The organism is Alistipes sp. UBA1686, from assembly GCF_002320215.1.
Lineage (GTDB): Bacteria > Bacteroidota > Bacteroidia > Bacteroidales > Rikenellaceae > Alistipes > Alistipes onderdonkii.
The window spans coordinates 182,353-204,090 of sequence record NZ_DCKA01000013.1; the positions used below are offsets into that span (position 1 = coordinate 182,353).

Annotated in this window: 13 protein-coding genes; 11 read left to right on the plus strand and 2 right to left on the minus strand. The window is 58.1% G+C overall.

The genetic code is table 11. From position 1 onward, the window contains the following. The first annotated feature begins 253 nt into the window (after positions 1-253). The 10 genes from B3C38_RS05250 to B3C38_RS05295 all read left to right on the plus strand — a co-directional run bounded on the left by B3C38_RS05250 (position 254) and on the right by B3C38_RS05295 (position 14,894). A complete protein-coding gene (locus B3C38_RS05250) occupies positions 254-526 on the plus strand; it encodes an HU family DNA-binding protein (protein ID WP_009596092.1) in 273 nt (90 codons plus the stop codon). 477 nt (positions 527-1,003) lie between these two features. Beyond that, positions 1,004-2,554: an Rne/Rng family ribonuclease gene (locus B3C38_RS05255; RefSeq protein ID WP_018695171.1), complete on the plus strand. Its 1,551-nt coding sequence runs from the start codon at positions 1,004-1,006 to the stop codon at positions 2,552-2,554. Between the two features lie 4 nt (positions 2,555-2,558). Next, complete coding sequence (mfd, locus tag B3C38_RS05260) at positions 2,559-5,882, plus strand: transcription-repair coupling factor (protein WP_286726051.1); 3,324 nt, start codon at positions 2,559-2,561, stop codon at positions 5,880-5,882. Next, positions 5,879-6,619 (plus strand): type III pantothenate kinase, encoded by a 741-nt coding sequence (locus B3C38_RS05265; RefSeq protein WP_055204582.1) that lies wholly within the window; start codon positions 5,879-5,881, stop codon positions 6,617-6,619. The genes mfd and B3C38_RS05265 overlap by 4 nt, the downstream gene beginning before the upstream one ends. Continuing rightward, positions 6,594-7,967 (plus strand): OmpP1/FadL family transporter, encoded by a 1,374-nt coding sequence (locus tag B3C38_RS05270; protein WP_022333372.1) that lies wholly within the window; start codon positions 6,594-6,596, stop codon positions 7,965-7,967. Before B3C38_RS05265 ends, B3C38_RS05270 begins: the two co-directional genes overlap by 26 nt. Positions 7,968-8,083: 116 nt before the next feature. Further along, positions 8,084-9,421, plus strand: coding sequence for a tetratricopeptide repeat protein (locus B3C38_RS05275; RefSeq protein ID WP_032136006.1), 1,338 nt, complete (start codon positions 8,084-8,086; stop codon positions 9,419-9,421). A gap of 3 nt (positions 9,422-9,424) precedes the next feature. After that, the gene (gene lptC / locus B3C38_RS05280; RefSeq protein ID WP_286726055.1) at positions 9,425-10,240 is read left to right on the plus strand and encodes an LPS export ABC transporter periplasmic protein LptC; all 816 of its coding nucleotides are present in this window, start codon (positions 9,425-9,427) and stop codon (positions 10,238-10,240) included. Positions 10,241-10,258: 18 nt separating this feature from the next. Further along, on the plus strand, positions 10,259-11,521 hold the full coding sequence (locus B3C38_RS05285; protein ID WP_141404843.1) for a hemolysin family protein: 1,263 nt from the start codon (positions 10,259-10,261) through the stop codon (positions 11,519-11,521). A gap of 87 nt (positions 11,522-11,608) precedes the next feature. Next, the gene (locus B3C38_RS05290; protein ID WP_286726060.1) at positions 11,609-13,642 is read left to right on the plus strand and encodes a peptidylprolyl isomerase; all 2,034 of its coding nucleotides are present in this window, start codon (positions 11,609-11,611) and stop codon (positions 13,640-13,642) included. Positions 13,643-13,751: 109 nt separating this feature from the next. Next, the gene (locus tag B3C38_RS05295) at positions 13,752-14,894 is read left to right on the plus strand and encodes an iron-containing alcohol dehydrogenase (protein ID WP_141417536.1); all 1,143 of its coding nucleotides are present in this window, start codon (positions 13,752-13,754) and stop codon (positions 14,892-14,894) included. Between the two features lie 81 nt (positions 14,895-14,975). On the opposite strand, the gene scpA is transcribed toward B3C38_RS05295, so the two are convergent. After that, complete coding sequence (gene scpA, locus B3C38_RS05300; protein ID WP_022333378.1) at positions 14,976-17,114, minus strand: methylmalonyl-CoA mutase; 2,139 nt, start codon at positions 17,112-17,114, stop codon at positions 14,976-14,978. Between the two features lie 2 nt (positions 17,115-17,116). Then, positions 17,117-18,967, minus strand: coding sequence for a methylmalonyl-CoA mutase family protein (locus B3C38_RS05305; protein WP_286726062.1), 1,851 nt, complete (start codon positions 18,965-18,967; stop codon positions 17,117-17,119). Between the two features lie 609 nt (positions 18,968-19,576). Here B3C38_RS05305 and B3C38_RS05310 point away from each other — a divergent pair. Further along, positions 19,577-21,733 carry a glutamine synthetase III gene (locus B3C38_RS05310; RefSeq protein ID WP_026318244.1) on the plus strand — a complete coding sequence of 719 codons (2,157 nt, stop codon included), beginning with the start codon at positions 19,577-19,579 and terminating at the stop codon, positions 21,731-21,733. Positions 21,734-21,738 lie beyond the last annotated feature (5 nt).

Sequence of the window (21,738 nt, forward strand, 5' to 3'; positions counted from 1 at the left end):
GTTGATTATGAGCGATTATTCCGTGCGGCTCGCTCCGGTGTGCCGTCCGGATATAATTGCCTGGCACATAATATTTTAATTTTCCGCCGAGTTTTGCCCGATATTTGTTATCCTCTTGTTCTAGTGGCTGGTAGGGGACTGCCGGAAAAATAATGAAAAAAAGTTGCGGTTTATTGGCTAAAATGTAAATAAAGCGTATATTTGCAGTCCGAATGTCTTCACACGAACTTAATAATTTAATACTATATAAACTATGACAAAGGCAGATATCGTAAGCGAAATCGCTAAGAGCACCGGCGTTGAGAAGGTGCAGGTTCAGGCAATCGTCGAAGCTTTCATGGATAGCATCAAGACCTCTCTGACCAACAAGAACAACGTGTATCTCCGCGGCTTCGGCAGCTTCATCGTGAAGAAACGTGCAAAGAAAGTCGCACGCAACATCTCGAAGAACACGACCATCACCATTCCGGAACATAACATCCCCGCTTTCAAGCCCGCCAAGAGCTTCGCTGCGAAGGTGAAATAATTCAATAAATAAAGAACCTCTAAAATTTAAGGACTATGCCAAACGGAAAGAAGCATAAGCGTCACAAGATGGCTACCCACAAGCGTAAAAAACGTCTGCGCAAGAACCGCCACAAGAAAAAGTAGGGTAGCACCTTAGTGCTAAACGATAGATAAAGCTAAAGGAGCCCCGGGTTCTTTTAGCTTTACCTATTTTCTGCGGTTTTTTGCGGCCGGGGCCCGTATCCCCGGGGGGAATGCAGGTTCCCGGATCGCCGTTTGCGGACGTCAGGCCCTCTTGCAACGCAGGTTATGAGCCCCCCCCCGCAGGGGCATTGCGACGCAGTGCCGCCGAAATAAACCAGGGTATTTCCTTACCCGCCATGGATGGCCCGGACAATATTTTCCTTTGGAGTTCGCCGCCACTTCAGACCAAAATGCGGCCTAACCGGTTTCAGTATTCCGCAACCCCGTTTCCGGGGTGCGACACACGATATAGATGAACAGAGAATTAATCGTTAACGTCAACCCGACAGAAATCTCCATTGCGCTGTGTGAGGACAAGGTGCTTGTCGAACTCAACAAGGAGCAGTGCCAGACGGGTTTTTCCGTAGGAGATATCTACCTCGGGAAAGTACGCAAGATAATGCCCGGGCTCAATGCAGCCTTCGTAAACATCGGGCACGAAAAGGACGCTTTTATCCACTACCTCGACCTGGGAAGCCAGTTTCCCTCGTTGCAGAAGCTGGTCGCTTCGCAGCAGCCCGGCAAGCGGGGAATGCGCGTCGAGGGCATGAAGCTCGAACCGCCCGTCGAAAAGACGGGCAAGATCGGCGACTATCTTCAGGTCGGGCAGAACATCATGGTGCAGATCGCCAAGGAGGCCATTTCGACCAAGGGGCCCCGCCTGACCTCCGACATTTCGCTGGCCGGCCGCAACGTCGTACTGGTGCCCTTTTCGTCCAAGGTGTTCCTTTCGCAGAAGATCCGTTCGGCGGACGAGAAGAAACGCCTGAAGCGCATCGCGGCTGCGGTGCTCCCCAAGAATTTCGGGGTCATCATCCGCACGGCGGCCATGGAGGCCAAGGACGAGGACATCGAGCACGACATCCAGTCGCAGATCGACCGCTGGCGCAAGACCTGCGCCGCGATCAAGAAGAGTACGCCGCCCGCGCAGCTGATGAGCGAGATGAACCGCGCCAATACGATCATCCGCGATTCGCTCAACGGCTCGTTTTCGCAGATCGCCGTCGACGACGAGGCGATGTACAACGACATCCGCAATTACATCCGCCTGATCGAGCCCGAGAAGGAGAAGATCGTCAAGCTTTACCGGGGCAACGTCCCGATCTTCGACAACTTCGATATCTCGAAGCAGATCAAGTCGCTCTTCGCCAAGTACGTCTCGCTGCGCCGCGGCGCCTACCTGATCATCGAGCATACCGAGGCGATGAACGTCATCGACGTCAATTCGGGCAACCGCACCAAGGCCGAGGACAACCAGGAGCAGACCGCCATGGACGTCAATCTGGCGGCTGCGAAGGAGATCGCCCGCCAGCTGCGCCTGCGCGATCTGGGGGGCATCGTCATCATCGACTTCATCGACCTGCACAAGGCGCAGAACAAGCAGGCGCTCTTCGACGAGATGGTCAAGCTGATGTCCACCGACAAGGCCAAGCATACGGTGCTGCCGCTCACCAAGTTCGGGCTGATGCAGATCACCCGCCAGCGGGTGCGTCCCGTGGCCGTGGAGGAGGTTTCGGACGTCTGCCCGACCTGCAACGGCACGGGCAAGATCGAGCCTACGGTACTGCTGGACAAGAAGATCGAGAACCAGATATCGTTCCTCACGCAAGATCGGGGACACAAGTATATCAAGCTGGTGGTCAGCCCCTATGTGGCTGCTTTCCTGCGGAAGGGCATCTGGTCGCTGCGCCGCCGCTGGGAGTGGAAATACAAACTCCGCCTGCGTGTCGTCGAAGACCAGAGCCTCGGCATCGTCGAGGTGCATTACCACGACGACAAGGATAACGACCTGATTAACAAGTAACGCTATGACTGCCAGCGAGCAGCTGGCGCAGTTCGCCGCCGGGTCGAAGGCCCTGCCGAAGTTGTGCCGCGAATATAAGAAGGAGCGCGCAACCGTCCACCTGAAAGAGCTGGTCGGCGGTGCTCTTTCGTTTTATGCGGCGGCGGCAGTGGCGAAAACGGGAGGCGTGCATATCTTCGTGGCCGAAGACCGGGATGCCGCGGCCTACCTGCTGAACGATTTTTACAATCTGCTGGACGAGAAGCAGGTCTATTTCTTCCCGTCGTCCTACAAGCGTTCGGCGGCCTACGGCGCCGAGGATGCCCAGGGCGTGGTGCAGCGCACCACGGCGATGAACGCCGTGCGGGGCTTTACGAAGGGATACCTGGTGGTCTGCACCTATCCCGAAGCGCTGGCCGAACGGGTCGTCGACGCCGCGACGTTGCAGCGCGACACGATTGCCGTGAAGCTCGGCGACAAGATTTCGATCGCCGTGCTGGAAGATGCCCTTGCGGATGCGAACTTCACGCGTGTCGATTTCGTCTACGAACCGGGGCAGTACTCCGTGCGCGGAGGTATCGTCGATGTCTTTTCCTATTCGGAAAGCAAGCCTTACCGGATCGACTTTTTCGGCGACGAGGTCGACTCGATCCGCCGTTTCAATATTTCGAGCCAGCTTTCGGCCGACAAGCTCGACCGGGTGGAAATCGTCCCCAACCTCAATGCCGGCGAGGCACCCCGGGTGTCGTTCGTGCAGTTCGCGGGCTCTTCGGCGGCCTGCTGGTTCTACGATGCCGACTATGTGCTGCGCCGTGTCAACGACCTGCGCCGCAAGGTGCTCGCGGACATGGAGAATCCCGGGCAGATCGACCGCCTGCTGACCAGCCGCAACGTGCTGTTGCGCGACATGGCCGGCAACAGCGTGGTGGCGCTGCGCGACAACCTGCCGGAACGCCCCGCCACGGCGGCCGTGGTGTTCGACACGGCCCCGCAGCCCAAGTTCAACAAGAATTTCGAGATGCTGGCCGACGACATGATCCGCAATTCGCTGCGGGGTTATGCGACCTACATCCTCTCGGAGAACAAGGTGCAGGTCGAACGCCTCGAAAACATCTTCCACCAGATAGGCCGGGGGCAGGCCGCCGTGCGGTCGCTCTCCGTTACGCTGCACGAGGGGTTCGTGGACAACGACCTGAAACTGTGCCTCTATACCGACCACCAGATTTTCGACCGTTACCAGCGTTACCGCATCAACGGCGAGATCCGGCGCGACGAGCAGATGACCGTCGCCGAGCTGAACCAGCTCCGCCCGGGCGACTATGTGGTGCATATCGACCACGGCGTGGGGCGTTTCGACGGGCTGGTGAAGATCAACGAGAACGGCAAGGTGCACGAGGCTATCAAGCTGGTTTACAAGGACGGCGACGTGTTGTTCGTAAACGTCCATTCGCTCCACCGCATTTCGCGTTACAAGTCCGGCGACGGCGAGCCGCCGAAGGTCTATAAACTCGGCAACGGGGCATGGCAGAAACTCAAGAACGCCGCCAAGAAGGCCGTCAAGGATATTTCGCGCGAGCTGATCGCCCTCTATGCCAAGCGCAAGGCCAGCAAAGGGTTCGCATTCACGCCCGACAGTTACCTGCAGCACGAGCTGGAGGCGTCGTTCCAGTGGGAGGACACCCCCGACCAGCAGACGACCGTCGCGGCCGTCAAGAAGGACATGGAGTCCGACCAGCCGATGGACAGGCTGGTCTGCGGCGACGTGGGCTTCGGCAAGACCGAGGTGGCGATCCGCGCGGCATTCAAGGCTGCCGTGGACGGCAAGCAGGTGGCGGTGCTGGTGCCGACGACGATCCTCGCCCTGCAACACTACCGCTCCTTCTCGGAGCGCCTGCGCGATTTCCCCGTGCGGGTCGAGTATCTCAACCGCACCAAGACCGCCAAGGAGGCGGGGCAGATACGTGCCGACCTCGAATCGGGGCGTATCGATATCCTGATCGGCACCCATAAAATACTGGGCAAGCAGATCAAATTCCGTGACCTGGGGCTGCTGATCATCGATGAGGAACAGAAGTTCGGCGTCGCGGCCAAGGAGAAACTCACGCAGATGGCCGTCAACGTCGATACGCTGACCCTGACGGCGACGCCGATCCCGCGCACGCTGCAATTTTCGCTCATGGGCTCGCGCGACCTGTCGGTCATCTCGACCCCGCCGCCCAACCGCCAGCCGATCGTCACCGAGTCGCATGTCTTCTCCGAGGAGATCATCCGCGACGCCGTCGAGGCCGAGCTCGCACGCGGCGGCCAGGTATATTTCGTCCATAACCGCGTCGAAGACCTGATGTCCATCCAAGGGCTTATCACGCGCGTATGCCCCAAGGCCCGCGTGGCCGTCGGACACGGCAAGATGCCGGCCGAGAAGCTCGAAAAACTGATTATGGATTTTATCTACGGGGAGTTCGACGTGCTCGTTTCGACCACGATCATCGAGAACGGCATCGACATCCCCAATGCCAATACGATCATCGTCGACAATGCCCAGAACTTCGGCCTGAGCGACTTGCATCAATTGCGCGGGCGCGTGGGGCGCAGCAACCAGAAAGCCTACTGCTACCTGCTCTCGCCGCCCGAGGAGATGCTGTCGTCCGATGCGCGGCGCCGCCTGCGGGCGATCGAGGAGTTCTCCGACCTGGGGTCGGGGTTCAACATTGCGATGCAGGATCTCGACATCCGCGGCGCGGGCAACCTGCTGGGTGCCGAGCAGAGCGGGTTTATCGCCGACATCGGTTTCGAAACCTACCAGAAAATCATGAACGAGGCGATCGCCGAGCTGCGGGCCGAAGGCTTGCAGGTGGCGGGTCTGGGTGCCGCCGAGCAGGATGTCGTGGAGCAGATGCATTACGTGGATGACGCGCACATCGAAATAGAGGTCGAGGCCGGGTTGCCCGATGCCTACGTGGCGCAGCAGGCCGAACGCCTGAAACTTTACCGCGAGCTCGACTCGACCAAGGACGAAGCCGCGTTGCAGGCCTTCGAGAGCCGTCTGGCAGACCGTTTCGGCCCCCTGCCGCGCGAAGCGCAGGAACTGCTCAACGTCGTGCGCCTGCGCTGGGAGGCGATTCGCCTCGGCATCGAACGGGTGAAGGTCAAGAACGGGCTGATGATCCTCCACTTCGTCGGCGAGCAGAATTCGCCCTATTACAAAAGCGATACCTTTATGGAGTTGCTTCGCAAGGTGACGCAAAATCCCGCCAGATTTGTGCTCAAACAGCACAATAATCGTCTGGCGATGACCGTTAGGAATGTCAAAGACATTGAGGACGGGTATAAAACACTGCAACAGCTTTGAATTTAGTCGTAGATATCGGGAACACCCTGGTAAAACTTGCGGTTTTCGACAGGGGAGAACTTGTCGCGCAGCGTTGCACGGAGCGGTTGCACCCGTCGATGCTCGAAGAACTGCTCTCCGAATGGCCCGTGCGGCGCGCCGTGGTGGCGTCGACGCGCGGCGAGGTCGATGACGTGGCGGCGATGCTCCGCGGGCGGGTGGATTATCTGCTGGAGTTCACCTCCCAGACCCCCGTGCCCATCGGCAACGCATACCTTACGCCCGAGACGCTGGGGCGCGACAGACTGGCCGCAGCCGTCGGCGCGACAGTGCTCTATCCGGGTGAGAACGTGCTGATCGTCGATTTCGGTACGGCGGTGACCATCGACCTGGTGACGGCTGACAATACGTTCCGGGGCGGCTGCATCTCCCCGGGGGTGAAGACGCGTTTCAGGGCGCTGCACGATTACACGGCCAAGCTGCCGCTGTGTGCCGCGACCGAGGATGAAGGACTCTCGGGGCTCACGACCGAAGAGGCCATCGAGTTGGGCGTGATGAACGGGATCGCCTTCGAAATCGAAGGTTATGTCGTGCGCATGCGGGAACAAATCGACGGCCTGTGCGTAATTTTTACCGGCGGGGATGCAAAATTCTTTGTTAAACGAATTAAAAATACGATATTTGCAAACTGTAATCTGGTCTTTTGCGGATTGAATAGAATTTTAGAGCACAATGCAAGTGAAGAACACCTTGATTAAGCTGGTTGTTGCGGCAGCCGTGATGCTTCCTTATGCCGTATCGGCCCAGACAAGCAGTATTAACGCATTCTCTCCCTATACGATGTACGGCGTCGGCGAGATCAATACGCCCGGTACGACGCAGATGCGCTCGATGGGCGGCGTCGGGGTGGCCATGGGTACTCCGGGTAAAATTAATCTGCTCAACCCTGCAGCGTACAGTACCATCCCGCAAAAGAGCTTCCTCTTCAGTTTCGGCCTCGAGGGACAGAATTACTACAATTCGCAGAAGGTGGACAATGTGTCCAAAAACACGGCCTATAATACGTTCAATTTCCACGATATCGCGTTCCAGATGCCGGTCGCCAAGAAACTCGGGCTCGGGTTCAGCCTCACGCCTTACAGCTCGGTGGGCTACCGTACCAAGTATACCCAGGACTACGACCCGAACGATCCGGTTTGGGGCAATGTGGGACGCGTGCAGTACGTCTATCAGGGCGAAGGCGACGTGACGGAGGTCAAGGTCGGCCTGGGCTGGGAGATTTTCAAGAATTTCTCGTTGGGTATCGCGGCGCAGTATTACTGGGGCGACATCGACCGCAGCTTCGTGATGACCCCGACGCCGATCACGGGCGACGGAACTTTTTCGTCGACGGTCGGCAGCGACAATTACAGTATTTCGAGCATCAAAGGCCAGGTCGGCGTCCTCTGGAAGGCTGTCATGAACCAGAAACGCATGCTGACGTTCGGCGCTACGTACGATTTCGGCGGCAACCTGAACCCCGATGTGACCAAGCGGATCTATATCGGCGACCTGTATAATTCGACCGTGAAGGGCGATACGACCCATTTGGCACTTGCCTTGCCGCGTCAGCTTTCGGTGGGGGCTTATTATATGACCTCGAAATGGACGATCGGACTTGACTATGTCTATCAGAACTGGACCGGCGGCAATAAGGCGACCGAAATGACCGGGATCAGCGGGCCGGACAAATCTGCATACGAAGTGGCCTATACCAATACGAGCATGGTGAAGATGGGCGTGGAGTATACGCCGAACTATTACGACGTGCGCAGGTTCATGAAACGCTGGGCCTACCGGGCGGGTTTCCGTTACGGAACCTACAACCAGACCTACGACGGCAATAAAATCGGAGAATACGCCGTTACGTTGGGTGTAGGGGTGCCTGTGAAGTTCCTCGGCAGTTCGACCATCGACGTGGGCGTGGAATACGGACGTCGCGGCTATAACCTTTCCGAGCGTCTGGGACTGGTGCGGCAGCAGTATTTCAAATTCTCGGTCGGATTCTCGCTCTTTGCGGGTGCCGAGAACGGGGAATACTGGTTCCGCAGGCCGAAATACGATTAGTTTTTGAGCCGGAATATTGCACGTCCGAGGAATTAGTAGTAACTTGCGACCCCGACACGAACGTAGTTTAACTGACGAAAACACAACATAGAAATACAAAAATTAATCTCTGACCGATGAAAAACGTAAAATTTCTGCTTTCTGCCGCTTTGGTATTTTTGGCTTCGGCGGCTTTGGCTCAGGATTTCAGTGGCCCGCAATATGCGAAATGGGGCGCTACTCCCGAAGAGCGTGAACAGAACATCCTTAACAGTAATTTCCTGAAAGAATCGTGCGACAACCGTGACTACGATGCCGCAGCACACTACCTCAAGGGGCTTATCGACAAGATACCCGATGCAGCGGAGTCGATCTACCAGCGTGGTGCCGTCGTGTATAAGAACAAGATCAACCGTGCCAAGAGCGTGGCGGAGAAGAACATGTTCATCGACTCGCTGATGCTGATGTACGATATGCGTGCCCAGTATTTCGGCGATAACGTCAAGCCCGGCAAGACGGCCTTTATCCTCGACCAGAAGGCGCGCGAGTTCCTGCGCTACAAACCCAACGACCGCAAGGGCATCCGCGAGGCATTCCGCGCGGCAATCGCGCAGGGCGGCGATAGCACCGACCCCGAGACCGTGGTGGCCTATTTCTCGAACCTCTGCGAGGATTATAAGAATACCGACGAGGTGATGCCCGATGAGATCATCGCCGAGTACGACCGCCTGACCCCGTTCTTCGAGAAGAACCCCGAGGCCGGCGATTACAAGTCGCAGTTCGACGCGGCTTTCGGCCTGAGCGGCGCGGCCAGCTGCGAGAACCTCGAAAATCTGTTCCGCGGCAAGCTGGAGGCTGCTCCCGACGATGAGGCGTTGCTGGCGCAGGCCGTAGCCCTGATGTCGCGTGCCAAGTGCGACGGCGATTTCTATTTCTCGATTGCCGAGAAATACTATACGGTGAAACCTTCGTCCGAAACTGCGATGTTCCTTGCGCAGGCCTTCCAGAGCAAGGGCGACTATACGAAGGCCATGAAATACCTCAACGAGGCGCTTGCCGTCGAGACGGATCCCGCAGAGCGTCAGCTGCTGCTGGTGCGCATGGCGCTGGTCGGCCTGGTTTCCAACGACATCCAGGGCGCCGCATCGGCTGCCCGTCAGGCCCGCGACCTGAATCCCGAGGACGGTGTGCCGTATTTCGTACTGGCCCAGTGCTACGGCATTTCGGCAGCTCATTGTGAAGGTTTCGCCGGGCCGGCTACCTTCTGGGCAGCCTACGACACGATGGCCAAGGCCGTCGAGCTGCTGCCGAGCGATTCGGAATACCGTGAACCTGCCAAAACCTCGATGAACGCATTCCGCAGCCGTTTCCCGACTTCGGAGGAGTGCTTCTTCAACGAGTTGCAGGAAGGCGCACGCTATACCGTCAACTGCGGTACGGCTGCCGGTGTGTCGACTACTGTGCGTCCCCGCTAATTGATGGACAGATTTATCGCAAGATACGTGATGGTAGCACTCTCCGTTGTGGGGAGTGCTATCTTGCTATTCTCTTGTGAGCGTGAAGAAGAACCCGAATCGGAGGCCCGGATAGAGATGATGATGACCGAGTACAGCGAAAACCTGTCGGTCGTCATGTCGCAGAACGGCCGCCGTTCGTACCATTTCAAAACCCCGCTGCTCGAAGGTTATTCGCTGGCGCGCGAGCTTTACCGCGAATTCCCCAAGGGGGTGGAGATGACTACCTATAAGGACGATTCGCTCTCGTCGGTCGATGCCGTGCTGACGGCCAACTATGCGATCCATTACGAGACCCGCGACCTGTGGGAAGCGCGGGGAAATGTCGTGGTCGAGAAATCGGACGGCAAGAAACTCTATACGCAACAGCTGTTCTGGAACGCGCGTACCAAGAAAATCTATTCGAACGTCGATTCGAAAATCGTGCAGAACGACGGCCGCGACGTGTTCATCGGCGAAGGTTTCGAGTCGGACGAGGAGTTCAAGGACTGGCGCTTCCGCCGTATGAAAGGGCGCATGGAGGTCGAGGTCAAACCTAACGAATCAGATTCTACGGCTGTGCCCGAACCTGCCGGCCGGACTTCGGATTCGCCCCGCCCTGCGACAGACCGGCCTGCCGCTCCGGTTGCGGCGCGGCCCGCGGCACCGCTTTCCGAGGAGCCGCCTTTGGCAGCACCAGCTGTCCGCCCCGACGGGGAGGAGGAGCTCCGCCCGGCCGAACCGGTCGGTGAAATCCAGCCCCTCCGGCGTGCCGTACATGCGGACGAAGCGGGGGAGTAACCTAAAATAAACAGGACGATGCTTACTTCGGTCATACTGATTGTCTTAATGCTGTTGTTGTCGGCATTCTTTTCGGGCATGGAGATCGCTTTTACGAGCAAGAACCGCCTGAAGCTGGAGATCGACCGCAAACAGAGCCGCATGTTCGACCATATCGCGGAGATTTTTTCCCGCCACCCCGGGCAGTATATCACCACGATACTGGTGGGCAACAACATTGCCCTGGTCATCTATTCGCTTTACATGTCGTTGCTGCTGCGCGGCATCTTCTATGCGCTGGGGTGGGAAAGCATCGCCCGCAACGGTTCGGTCGCCATCGAAACGGCCGTGTCGACCGTCATCATCATCTTTGCTGCGGAGTTCCTTCCCAAGTCGATCTTCCGCAATAACCCCAACTTCTATTACCGCGCTCTGGCGCCGGTGATCTATTTCTTCTACCTGCTGCTTTATCCGATCGCCCGTCTCACGACGCTCATCTCGCATGGCATCCTGCGCCTGGCGGGGCGCCGTGTCGAGGAGCGGGCCGTGTCGCACAGCTTCGGCCGCGACGACCTCGCGGCACTGCTCGATACCAATACGTCTGAACCGCGCCCCGAGCCGGACAACGAATTCAAACTTTTCCAGAATGCGTTGGATTTCGCCGACCTGCGGGTTCGCGACTGCATGGTGCCGCGTGTGGATGTCGAGGCGGTGGATATCGACGACACGTCGATCGGGCAGCTCACGGCGCGGTTCGTCGATTCGAAATATTCGCGTATTTTCGTCTGGCGCAAGAGTATCGATAACATCGTCGGTTATGTCAATTCGAAGAGTCTGTTCACGCGCCCGGCCAATATCGCCGACGTGATGATGCAGGTCAATTTCGTGCCCGAGACCATGCCGCTGCAGCTGATGTTGCAGAATTTCATCAAGCACCGCAGCAACATCGCCGTGGTGATCGACGAGTTCGGCGGGACGGCGGGCGTCATTTCGCTCGAGGACGTGCTCGAACAGATTTTCGGCGAGATAGAGGACGAACACGACATACCCGACCTTACCGAAAAGCAGGTCGGCCAGGACGAGTATGTCCTCTCCTGCCGGCTGGAGGTGAAATACCTCAATGAAAAATACGGGCTGGGGATCGAAGAAAGCAAGGAATACGATACGCTGGCGGGCTTCATCATCTTCAATTACGACGGGATCCCGACCGCCGGGGAAACGGTTTTCATCGGCGGCCTGCAGTTGCGCATACTGCGTACGACGCGTTCGCGTATCGAGCTGGCGAGGGTCAAGAAATTGTAGGAATTTTTATATAATAAAGGCCTTTTCCGAATAAATTTTACTACCTTTGACTGCTAATTCGAAACAAACGAATAATTAACGATTTATATGGCAAGTTTAAACACTCTTCGCACCAAGTTCGGCATCGTGCTGTCGATTGTCATCGCAGGCGCCCTCTTGGCTTTCATTCTCTCCCTGAAGACCGAAATGGGCTTCTCGGGTAACGACCCCCGGGTCGGTGTCATCAACGGTAAAAAAATCAACTATTCGGAGTACTACAACCAGTACGAGCAGATCAAGGCGCAGAGCGGCGCCCAGGAGAGCGACGAACAGCAGTCCGCCATGCTCGCCAATGCTGCATGGCAGGCCCTGATCGGCAAGTATGTGCTGGAACCCGGTTTCGACAAGATGGGGCTGCGCGTTACGGAGCCCGAGCGTTTGTCGATGGTCAGCGGCCAGCATCCGTCGCAGGCGTTCTACAACGCCTTCGCCGATTCCCGCACGGGTGAGTACAACGTGGCTGCCGTCGGACAGTTCCTCGCGCAGGCCGAAACGAATGCGCAGGCACAGCAGGCGTGGGCGCAGCTCAACGAGCAGGCCCGCATGGAGCGTGAGATCGCCAAGTACCTCGGCCTGATCAAGGGCGGCGTGTATGTCAATGCACTCGAAGTCGCGAACGGTGTGAATGCGGCCAACAATACCTATTCCGGGAAATGGGCCGGCAAGAAATATTCGGCGGTTCCCGATTCGCTGATCCAGGTGAAGTCCGGCGACATCAAGGCATACTACAACAGCCATAAGGATATGTTCAAGCAGACTCCCTCGCGTACGCTGTCGTATGTCGTGTTCGAGGTTACCCCCACGGACGACGATATGCTCGCTCTCGAAAAGAGCGTTGCCGAGGTGGGCACACAGTTCGCCGCTACGGAGGAGCTGAAGTCGTTCGTACGTGCCAACCGCAACGGCAAGATCGCCGATACCTATGTTTCGGCGGCTCAGCTTTCGGAGGACGAGGCCAAGGCACTGCTGGCGGGTGAGACTTACGGCCCCGTGCTGAAGAACAACCAGTGGACGATGGCCCGTGTGCTGGATTCGAAAATGGTGCCCGATACGCTGGGAATCCGCCATATCGTGCTGCCCTATACGCAGGAGGCGCTGGCCGACAGCCTGCTGACGGTAATCAAGGGCGGTGCCGATTTCGCACAACTCGCCTCGCAGTATTCGGTATACGAAGCTACGGCAGCCAACGGCGGCGAAGTGGGTGTGGTGCCCTTCTCGGCTTTCACGGGCGAATTCGTTGCCGCGCTGGCCAATGCCAAGCGGGGGGACGTGGTGAAGGTCGCTTCGGGCGATGCCATCCAGCTGATGCAGGTGTACCGTGCCGACAAACCTTCGAAGCACATGCAGGTGGCGACGATCACCTATCCCGTCGAGGCTTCGGCTGCGACGCGCCGCAATGCCCACAACCTGGCCGGCACTTTCTCGGTGAATGCCAAGGGCTCGGTCGAGGCGTTCAACAACGCCGCTTCGGAAGCGGCCGTTACTCCCCGTGTCGCCTCGCTGGCGCAGGGCGAGCGTACGATCCGCGGCCTGGAGGATTCGCGTGAGGTTGCCCGCTGGGCTTACGGTGCCGAGACAGGCGATCTTTCGGAAATCTTCACCGTCGGAAACGACTATGTGGTCGCTACGCTGACCGAGATCGATGACAACGAGTATACCCCGATCGACAAGGTGGCTGCGCAGGTTCGCGCCCAGGTTCTCCGGGACAAGAAATACGATTACATCACCAAGCAGATCGCCGGTACGACGCTCGATGAGCAGGCTGCCAGCCTCGGTTCTGAGGTCGCCGATTTCGACGGCGTGACTTTCGGTGCCTTCTACGTGAACGGCCCGGGCGTCGAGCCCCGTCTGGTAGGCGCCATCGCTTCGACGACCGAGAAAGGCGTCCTTTCGGCTCCGGTGAAGGGCATGTCGGGGGTTTATGTCTTCCAGGTGGATGACATCCAGACTTCGGACAAGCAGACTGCCGAGGGCGAGAAGGTGCGTGCGCAGGCCATGGCCGAGAGCATGGCACAGCAATTCTCGGTGCAGGCCATCCAGCAGATGGCCAACATCCAGGATCTGCGCGGCGAATATTTCTAAGCCTCGGATAAAAAATACGATATAGTTTTGAACGCCGGAATATTCCGGCGTTCTTTTTGTTATTTTTGCGTATATTTAGAAGTCGTATCAAAACATATCGCATACAATTATGAATAATTTTGTTTATCACAATCCGACGAAACTGGTTTTCGGCAAAGGGCAGATCGCTCAGCTCGCAAAGCTGATTCCTGCCGGCAAGAAGATTATGATTACCTTCGGCGGCGGCAGCGTGCGCCGCAACGGCATTTACGACCAGGTCGTCAAGGCCCTCGAAGGCCGTGACTGGGTCGAATTCTGGGGCATCGAGCCCAACCCGTCGGTCGAGACCGTCCGCGAGGCCATCGCATTGGGGCGTGAGCACGGCTCGGAGTTCCTGCTGGCCGTGGGCGGCGGGTCGGTCATCGACGGTACGAAGCTGATCGCTGCGGGGCTGCTTTATGACGGCGACCCGTGGGAGATCGTCCTGAAAGGGCAAGCGGATAAAACCGTTCCCCTCGGGACGGTGCTCACGATGTCGGCGACGGGATCGGAAATGAACAACGGCTCGGTGATCTCGTGCCAGGAAACGAAGGAGAAATTCCCGTTCAACGGCGACTATCCGCTCTTTTCGATCCTCGATCCCGAGGCATTGTTCTCTTTGCCGCAGAAGCAGATCGCCTACGGCCTGGCCGACACCTACGTGCATGTGCTGGAGCAGTATATGACCACGCCCGGGCAGTCGCGCCTGATGGATCGTTGGGCCGAAGGCATTCTGCATACCGTGATCGAGATCGCACCCCGGATTCGTGAGAACCAGCACGATTATGCCGTGATGTCGGAGTATATGCTTGCGGCGACCCTGGCGCTGAACGACATGATCCGCATGGGAGTGGCGCAGGACTGGGCGACGCATATGATCGGGCATGAGCTGACCGCACTGCACGGGCTGACGCACGGTGCGACGCTCGCCATTGTGATCAACGGTACGTTGCGCGTGCTGCGCGAGCAGAAGCGCGGCAAACTCCTGCAATACGGCGAGCGTATCTGGGGTATCACCGGCGGTTCCGACGAGGAGCGTATCGAGCGGACGATTGCGGCCAACGAGGAGTTCTTCCGTTCCCTGGGGCTTTCGACGCATCTTTCGCAGGAGGGTATCGGCGAGGCTACGATCACCGAAATCGAACGCCGCTTCAACGCTGCGGGCAGCAGGTTCGGCGAGGCGCACAATGTCGACGGGGCGATGGCGCGCAGGATTCTAGAAGCCTGCCTGTAACTTGCCCCCGAGACCGTCTGTATCCATGAAAAAATCCCCGCCGAAATGTCTCGGCGGGGATTACCGTATTCTGTCGAACCGTTATTCGGCGAGCAGGATTTCGAGAATCTTGATGGCGGCCGTGGCGATCGGGGTGCCGGGGCCGAAGATGGCGGCGGCGCCGTCGCGGTACAGTTCGTCGTAATCCTGATGGGGGATTACGCCGCCGACGATCACGATGATGTCCTCGCGGCCGAGCTTCTTGAGCTCTGCGATGATCTGCGGCACAAGGGTCAGGTGGCCTGCGGCGAGCGACGAAACGCCCACTACATGCACGTCGTTCTCGACAGCCTGTTTAGCGGCCTCCTCCGGGGTCTGGAACAGCGGCCCCATGTCGACGTCGAAACCGATGTCGGCATAACCCGTGGCTACTACCTTGGCACCGCGGTCGTGGCCGTCCTGGCCGAGCTTCGCGATCATGACACGCGGCTGGCGGCCTTCCTTCTTGGCGAATTCGGCGCACAGCTCCTTGGCACGCTCGAACTGTTTGTCGTTTTTCACTTCTGAACTATATACTCCTGATATTGAACGAATGACGGCTTTGTAGCGGCCTACGACAACCTCGCAGGCGTCGGAAATCTCACCCAGCGAAGCGCGTACCTTGGCGGCCTCGACAGCCAGCTCCAGCAGGTTGCCCTGCTTGGTCTTCACGCACTCGGTGATCGCTGCGAGGGCCTTCTTCACGGCATCCTCGTCGCGCGAAGCGCGCAGCTCCTTCAGACGCTTGATCTGGCTTTCGCGCACGGCGGTGTTGTCCACGGCCAGGATGTCGATCGGAGCCTCTTTCTCCAGGCGGTATTCGTTGATGCCGATGATCTTCTCCTCGCCGGAGTCGATACGCGCCTGCTTGCGGGCCGAAGCCTCCTCGATGCGCATCTTCGGAATCCCGGTCTCGATAGCCTTGGCCATACCGCCCAGTTTCTCGACCTCCTGGATACGCTCCCATGCCTTGTGGGCGATCTCGTTGGTGAGCGACTCCACGTAGTAGGAGCCTGCCCACGGGTCGACCTCGCGGCAGATATTGGTTTCCTCCTGGATGTAGATCTGCGTATTACGGGCGATACGTGCCGAGAAATCGGTCGGCAGGGCGATAGCCTCGTCCAAAGCGTTGGTGTGCAGCGACTGGGTGTGTCCCAGGGCGGCGCCCATGGCCTCGATGGCGGTACGCGCCACGTTGTTGAACGGATCCTGCTCCGTGAGCGACCAGCCCGAGGTCTGCGAGTGGGTACGCAGTGCCAGCGACTTGGGGTTCTTGGGCTCGAACTGCTTGACGATCTTGGCCCACAGCATACGTGCCGCGCGCATCTTGGCGATCTCCATGAAGTGGTTCATGCCGATGGCCCAGAAGAACGACAGGCGGGGTGCAAAGGCATCCACCGACATGCCGGCGTTGATACCTGCGCGCAGGTACTCCAGTCCGTCGGCCAGCGTGTAGGCCAGCTCGATGTCGGCTGTGGCGCCTGCCTCCTGCATGTGGTATCCCGAGATCGAGATCGAGTTGAACTTGGGCATGTTCTTCGAGGTGTACTCGAAGATGTCGGCAATGATGCGCATCGAGAACTCGGGGGGATAAATATAGGTGTTGCGCACCATGAACTCCTTGAGGATGTCGTTCTGTATCGTACCGGCCAGCTGGTCGAGCGTGCAGCCCTGCTCCAGGCCGGTCACGATGTAGAATGCCAGGATGGGCAGCACGGCGCCGTTCATGGTCATCGACACCGACATCTTGTCGAGCGGAATGCCGTTGAACAGTACCTTCATGTCCTCGACCGAGCAGATCGACACGCCGGCCTTGCCCACGTCGCCCACCACGCGCGGGTGGTCGGCGTCGTAGCCGCGGTGCGTAGCCAGGTCGAATGCCACCGACAGGCCCTTCTGTCCGGCGGCCAGGTTGCGGCGGTAGAATGCGTTGGACTCCTCGGCGGTCGAGAAACCCGCATACTGGCGGATCGTCCACGGGCGCATCACGTACATCGTCGAGTAGGGGCCGCGCAGGAACGGGGCGATACCTGCCGCATAGTTCAGGTGCTCCATGCCTTCGAGATCCTGGGCCGTATAGGCGCCCTTGACGGGAATACCCTCGGCCGTCAGCCACGGCTCGACCTGTCCGCAGCCTTTCGAGGCGCAGCAACTTTTCTGCTGGCCTGCGTCGTATGTCAGTTCTGAAAATTTAGCTCTCATGATTAGATTCCCATCTCTTTAAGGTAGAACTTAAGTGTTTCAAGCACGTTCGACTTCACGTTGATGAAGTTCGTGATGCCCTGTGCCTCCAGCTCGGGTGCGCAGGCCGGTGCCCCGGCGACCACCAGGATCGCCTTGCCGCCGAGCAGCTCCTTGACTTTCGGGGCTGCCTCCGCATAGTCGTCGTCGCTCGCGCAGACCACGACGATCTGTGCCTTGGATTCGAGTGCGGCCTTCGCGCCCTCTTCGACCGACTTGAAATAGGTGTTGTCGATCACCTTGATGCCGGCGCATGCGAAGAAATTGCACGAGAACTGGGAGCGGGCGCGGGCCATGCCCAGGTTGCCGCACGTCAGCATGAATGCCTTGGGCTCCTTGCCGCTGCGATCCACGTGCAGGCGCATCTCCTCGAACGCCATGGCGCCGCGGTAGGGGACGAGTACGTTGCCCTCGGCCTGCTTGCGCGTAACGGACTCGGCGGTGATCTCCTTGCCGGCGACCTCCGTAAAGTTGGGATATTGGTTGGCGCCGAGCAGCGTCTGGCGGCGCGTAGCGATGTTCTTGTCCTTGGCTGCGGCCGATGCTTTGATACGCTCGACGATCAGGCCGGCCTTGTAAGCCTCGGTGTAGCCTCCCTTCTCCTCGATTTCGAGGAAAAGCTTCCAGGCTTCGGCTGCGATCGACTGCGTGAGGTTCTCGACATAGTACGAGCCTCCTGCCGGGTCGACGACCTGGTCGAAATGCGACTCGTTCTTGAGCAGCAACTCGACGTTGCGGGCGATGCGCTTCGAGAACTCGGTCGGGTTTTCGAACGAGGTGTCGAACGGCGTTACTTCCAGCGAATGTACGCCGGCGATCGTGGCCGACATGGCCTCGGTCGTGCCGCGAAGCATGTTCACATAGGGGTCGTAGACGGTCTGGTTCCACCGCGAGGTCTCGGCGTGGATGTGCATCTTGCAGGCGCAGTTCTTCGCCGGGCCGTAGCCCTTGACGATGTTGGCCCACAGCATACGTGCCGCGCGGAATTTGGCGATCTCCATGAAATAGTTGGAGCTTACCGAGAACGAGAAGCGCAGTTTGCGTGCGGCCGCGTCGACGTCCAGCCCTGCGTCCATCAGGCGTACGAGGTAGTCGTGGCCTGCCGAAAGGGTGAATGCCAGCTCCTCGACGATGGTCGAACCCGAGTTACCGAACGTTTGCCCCGCAACGGTTACGATGCGCACGTGCTTGTACTCCTTGGTCTTGTGGATCAGCTCGACGATGCGGGCGATGCACTTTTCACCGTTGGGTGAGCAGAAATCGCCTTTCGACGAAAGCCCTTTTACCAGCGGGTCGATGCAGAATGCGATGCGGACATCCTCCTTGGCGATGCCCTCCTTTTCGACTTTGGCCAGGACGAGCTCGGCGACATGGGCCGTCTTCTCTCCGCAGAAGGTGATCTCGACAGCCGGAATGCAGATGTCCTTGAGCAGCGTGTCGAGGTCTGCGGCCGAGAAATCCGCCGACGCGATGCAGAAGCCGAGCGAGTCGACGCCTGCGTTGAGGATTTTCAGTGCCTCGGCGTTTGCCTCCTTGGGGCATACGACGCTCACGGTCTGGTGTACGCGCCAGCGGTTGTGCGCATGCGTACCGCGTACGTAAGGGAACTCGCCTGCCTGCGAGCCCAGGAACTTGATGCCCTCGAGGTTCTCGGCGCGGTAGTAGGGCCGGACGTTGAAACCTTCGCCCGTTTTCCATACCAGCTTGCGCTCGTAATCAGCACCTTTCAGGTCGGCCGTAATCACCTCCTCCCACTTCTCGGTCGGAACCGGCGGGAATTCAGTGAACAGCTTTTCACTTTTGGTATTTGCCATAACTATTTAGAGATTAGTATAAGTGTAGTTTCAAAATTGCACGTAAAGGTACAAAATTATTAGTGATTGAAACAAGAAATTGTTAATAAAATAACACTATATAATTTCTTTTTCATAATATAGGTGATTTCGTTTGCTTTCGGCAACCGCCGGAAGAAGTTTTTTAGTTGTGGTGAAATAGTTTAATATTGTTCTTAATAGCTATGAAAATTACGAAAAACTAAAAATGTGAAAATTCGGGGATATGACGAAAATTTAAGGGTGTTTTTCGAAAAAATGCGTTAAAATTCGGCAGTTTTATGGAAAAATGCATGTATTTTTTCGGAAAATGCCGAAAAAACAGGGTGTTTTTCGAAAAAATGCCGATTTTGTGAAAACAACGTAACTGAAAAAATATTACATTTGCAAGCGAGATCGATACATACGGCGGCAGGGGTGAAGCCGCGGGTTAGTCAGGTTGGGCGGAGTATGCCGCGAGGCAGTTGCCCTCCGGAATTTTAGGTTAGGTTTTAGTTCAGCAATTATTCGGCTTCCGCCCCTGCGCGTATGTTTTTAATGGAATGCTAATCCAATTCAATTACATCTATGTCATCATTGCTCAGATTCAAGATGGTCGATGCGGCCATAAACCACACCGCCGTCGAGGTGAAGGCTCCCGAAGGACGTCCTTCGGACTATTTCGGGAAACGGGTATTCGGGCGCGCAGCCATGCGCAAGTATTTGAACAAGGCTACCTACGACGCCCTTGTCGATACGATGGAGAACGGTACGCCCCTCACGCGGGAGGTTGCCGACGGTATCGCGGCGGGCATGCGCCAGTGGGCGCTGGAGCACGGTGCCGACCACTATACCCATTGGTTCCAGCCCCTGACGGGAGGTACGGCCGAGAAGCACGATGCGTTTGCTGATCCGGACGGCTTGGGCGGGGTGCTGGAGGAGTTCTCCGGCAAACTGCTCGTCCAGCAGGAGCCCGATGCGTCGTCGTTCCCCAACGGAGGCATCCGCAATACGTTCGAGGCGCGCGGTTATTCGGCCTGGGATCCGACCTCGCCGGCGTTCATCGTCGACACAACGCTCTGTATCCCGACCGTCTTCATCGCCTATACGGGCGAGGCGCTCGATTACAAGGTGCCGCTGCTGCGCTCGATCTCGGCGGTGAACAAGGCTGCGACCGAGGTGTGCCACTATTTCGACAAAAACGTGCAGCGGGTCATCTCTTATCTGGGCTGGGAGCAGGAGTATTTCCTCGTGGACGAAAGCCTCTGGGCCGTACGTCCCGACCTGATGCTCACCGGGCGTACGCTGATGGGGCATGAATCGGCCAAGAACCAGCAGTTGGAAGACCACTATTTCGGTGCGATCCCGACCCGTGTGATGGCCTTCATGAAAGACCTCGAATACGAGTGCCTGAAACTGGGCATCCCCGTCAAAACCCGCCACAACGAGGTGGCGCCCAACCAGTTCGAACTGGCTCCGGTCTACGAGGAGGCCAACCTTGCCAACGACCACAACCAACTGCTGATGACCGTGATGGACAAGATCGCCCGCCGCCACAAGTTCCGGGTGCTGCTGCACGAAAAGCCCTTCAAAGGGATCAACGGTTCGGGCAAGCACAACAACTGGTCGCTGGGGACGGATACGGGCGTGAACCTGTTGGGGCCTGGCAAGACTGCCTCGGAGAACCTGCAGTTCATCACCTTCCTGGTCAATGCCATTTCGGCCGTACACAAGCACAACGGCCTGCTCAAGGCGGCGATCATGAGCGCCACGAACGCACACCGCCTGGGAGCCAACGAGGCGCCCCCGGCAATCATCTCGACCTTCCTCGGGACGCAGGTGTCGGCCGTGCTGGACAAACTGGCGGCCAGCAAGGGCGACGATGCGATCCGCTTCGACGCCAAGAACGTGTTCAAGATGAGCGGCATCTCGCATATCCCGACGCTGCTGCTCGACAATACCGACCGTAACCGCACCTCGCCGTTCGCGTTTACGGGCAATCGGTTCGAGTTCCGCGCCGTAGGTTCTTCGGACAACTGTGCCGAGGCGATGATCGTGCTCAATGCGGCGATGGCGCACGAACTGGCTGAGTTCAAGCAGAACGTTGATGCCAAGATCGAGGCCGGCATGAAGAAAGAGAAAGCCATCTACGAGGTGCTCAAACAGATGATCAAGGCCTGCAAGGCCATCCGCTTCGACGGCAACGGCTATTCCGACGAGTGGAAGGCCGAGGCGCGCAAACGCGGCCTGGACTGCGAAACCTCGACGCCGCTGATTTTCGACCGTTACCTCGACAAGCAGACGCTCCGGATGTTCGGCGACACGGGCGTCTTCTCGAAGGTCGAGCTCGAAGCCCGCACCGAGGTGAAGTGGGAGACCTACACCAAGAAAATCCAGATCGAGGGGCGCGTGCTGGGCGATCTGGCGATGAACCATATCGTGCCGATCGCTTCGAAGTATGAGGCATTGCTGCTCGACAAGGTCTACAAGATGTCGCAGATCCCGGGGCTGAACGCTTCGGCCGACATCGAACTCATCAAGAAGATCCAGTACCATACGGCCGAAATACAGCGGCTCACGGCCGGGATGGTCGACGCCCGCAAGGTGGCCAACAGGATCGAGGATCAGCGCGAGAAGGCGATCGCCTACCATGATACCGTAGCCGCATGTTTCGACGAGATCCGCCGCCACATCGACAAGCTGGAGGAGATCGTCGACGACCAGATGTGGCCGCTGCCCAAATACCGCGAGCTGCTTTTCCTGCGCTGATCGCC